General features: G+C 37.3%; 4 protein-coding genes. 1 reads left to right on the top strand and 3 read right to left on the bottom strand.

The genetic code is table 11. The features are described from left to right. A partial coding sequence (locus KNP76_RS15445) for an SDR family NAD(P)-dependent oxidoreductase (protein WP_214845035.1) occupies positions 1–518 on the top strand: 518 nt, incomplete at its 5' end. 218 nt (positions 519–736) lie between these two features. On the opposite strand, the gene dfr is transcribed toward KNP76_RS15445, so the two are convergent. The 3 genes from dfr to KNP76_RS15430 all read right to left on the bottom strand — a co-directional run. Beyond that, positions 737–1231: a DfrD/DfrG/DfrK family trimethoprim-resistant dihydrofolate reductase gene (dfr, locus tag KNP76_RS15440; RefSeq protein ID WP_154750356.1), complete on the bottom strand. Its 495-nt coding sequence runs from the start codon at positions 1229–1231 to the stop codon at positions 737–739. 147 nt (positions 1232–1378) lie between these two features. Continuing rightward, positions 1379–1666, bottom strand: coding sequence for a hypothetical protein (locus KNP76_RS15435; RefSeq protein ID WP_154750357.1), 288 nt, complete (start codon positions 1664–1666; stop codon positions 1379–1381). A 460-nt stretch (positions 1667–2126) separates the two neighbouring features. Then, on the bottom strand, positions 2127–2699 hold a 573-nt coding region (locus KNP76_RS15430), incomplete at its 5' end, for a hypothetical protein (RefSeq protein WP_214845034.1).

Here is a 2699-nt window from a genome sequence, read left to right as displayed (position 1 = left end):
GGTATAGTGTCCGCACTGAGTGGCTCAGTTGTCCGCACTCGGTGGCTCAGAAGAATGCACAAGTGGCTCATTTTAAATGCAATAATCACACGTTGACGGCACTCACCCGTCTGTATACGCCGGCGATGCTCGAGCGTCGGCATGGAGGTGTCATCAATTTGGCCTCGATTGTCGCCTTTCAGCCTGGCCCGTTGATGGCGGTCTATTATGCGTCGAAGGCGCACGTGCTCTCCTTCACCGAGGCGTTGGCCTCTGAGCTCGCCGTGACCGCGCTCTGTCCTGGGCCGACGGAGACCGGGTTCGCCGACGTCACCGGTCTCGAGAAATCGGTCCTGTTCCAGCGGTTCCGGCCTGTCCCGGCAAAAGACGTGGCCGAGTTCGGCTACAGGGCATGGGAAAAAGGGAAAGTCGTCGCGATCTATGGGTTACCGAACAAGTCGCTCGTCTTCGGGGAGCGGTTCTTGCCGCGGGGTGTCACCTCGAACTTGATGAAATGGATGCAAAAGAAAGCGGTCTGACGAGACGAAAACGACGCCCCAGTTAGGAGGGGCGTCGTTTCATGAACGGTTCGTCACTCGCCGACCATGCCGTCGTTGTCGTTGTCACGCATGTACGGATAAAGCCAATGTTATATTTAGGTTAGGAAAGCGAAACTGTTGACACTAAAAGGACCACACATATTAGACATGTCTAATGTGTGGTCCATCTTTATTACATTATTCAACTAAAGCCTTCGTTAGCTTAACAATTTTCTTTCATAGACATGAAAATAGTAGTTATAAGGATTTTCTCCATCCATAACACCTTTTTCAACGGATACTTCATCCCATTCATTGAAATTTACTTCTGGAAAAAATGTATCCCCTTCGAATTCATGATGAATTTTTGTAATATACATCTTCTCGACGTAAGGTAAGAACATTTTATAAATTTGTTCTCCCCCAAAAATAAAAATCTCTTTTTCATTTTTACAAATCTTAAACACATCTTCGATTGAATGGACAATTTCACAACCCTCAAATTTATAATTCTTATCTCTCGTTAAGACAATATTCCTTCTTTGAGGTAAAGCTCTTCCAATTGATTCAAGGTTTTTTCTACCTAATATAATCGGATGTCTCTTTGTAGTATTTTTAACATACTCCCAATCCTTTGGAATTCTCCAAGGGATGTCATTCTCTTTGCCAATCACTCTATTCTTACCCATCGCAACAATTAAAGAAACTTTCATATTTAACACAGCCTTTTTTAACTATTTTACCATGTAATTTCTTATTTCAATTGAAATTCCTTGTTCCACTATCCTGCCCCGTTAATTGAATATCAATGTTTTATTCCGATACCTGTTATGATTAACCTTGCACCCTTATAACATCGGCTAAAAATATAATGTCTTTTTCACTTTTGATTTTGGCACTGTGATTAATTTCGCCTTTGCAGTGCCTTTTTTGAACTTTACATTATTTAACCATTCTATAATTGCATCTGAATCATAATTTGGACAATACTTTTCTCCGTTTTCAAACGCCCAATACTTTTTATTCTTGTTCTCATCAAAGATCCAATTTTCAAAGTCTCTTCTAATTTTGTTAATCTTTCTACCCACTTTAGTTGCACAAGAGATGTATTGTATATGTTCATTACCAAAATTTAATTTAATAATCAAAAAGAGTTCCTCCCATTCTACAATTATCCTGACCCGTTACTTCAAAAAAGCGACCCCTCATTATTGAAGAATCGCACTTTAGTTAAAGAGGGAACTAACGATTTTTGTAATATTCCTCTGGATTTGTTATTCCATTTTCAATAAAAAATTCGGCTTCGTTTTTAATTATTTCAATGTAGTTTCTCTTTTTAAAAGGTTTGGTTATTTTGGTAATGCCTCAAATACTTCCTTTTACTCTTAAATGATCTTGGTATAGAGGCAATCCCCTTTTCTTCTCAATACTAACCATCAATTTGGTATCTTTCTTGTCCATAAAATGCAGTCTAAAATGGAAGAAGTGGTCTTTTTCCCCCAGGGATAGGTTTTGATTTCTAACGTACAATCATCGGGAATCTTTTTAGGAGTTAATACAGTGAAATCTAATTTGTCCATTTAATCCGAAAATATCAAATGATAAAAGCTATTTCAAGTTATTTTCAAAGACGAAACCGTTTGACCATGTACCTACGAGTAAATATTTATCATTTTTGCTAAATTCTGCGAAACAAGCATCTGGAATCTCTTCTACAAAGATTGGAGATAAATCATCAAACCTTAAGATCAAAACCCTTTGACTAAATGTTATTACAATAAAATTCCCATCATTCGATACATGAATATGATAAAAGATTTCCATCACATTTAATTTTTCTTTATCTATAAATTTTTCTTTCCTCAGAATAGTTTTTAAGTCGGACTCAAAAAATATGAGCTCATATCTATTAACCATAATATAAACATTATGAACTGGGTCGTAGATAATTGAGTCCCATAGTAATATATCAGGAAGTTTCCAAATTGAGATTAACGGGTTCGTTAAAGGATTACTTACGAAAAGTATACTTTGTTCTACATTATCATTCTCATCTAGATTTGATACCGTAAATAAATAAGAATTTTTATTTTGATGAATTATAAAATTAAGTGCAACACCTGAACGTGAACGCAAAAAAGCCCATAGCGACGGCCTCGTGTAGAATGAAGTTACCACACA

Origin of the sequence: Exiguobacterium sp. s150 (genome assembly GCF_018618435.1) — a bacterium.
Lineage (GTDB): Bacteria > Bacillota > Bacilli > Exiguobacteriales > Exiguobacteriaceae > Exiguobacterium > Exiguobacterium alkaliphilum.
This window is presented reverse-complemented; position numbering and strand designations above follow the sequence as displayed.

Coding starts and splice junctions, on each gene's coding strand:
- dfr (WP_154750356.1), bottom strand. CDS start 1,231: ATGAAAGTTTCTTTAATTGTTGCGATGGGTAAGAATAGAGTGATTGGC.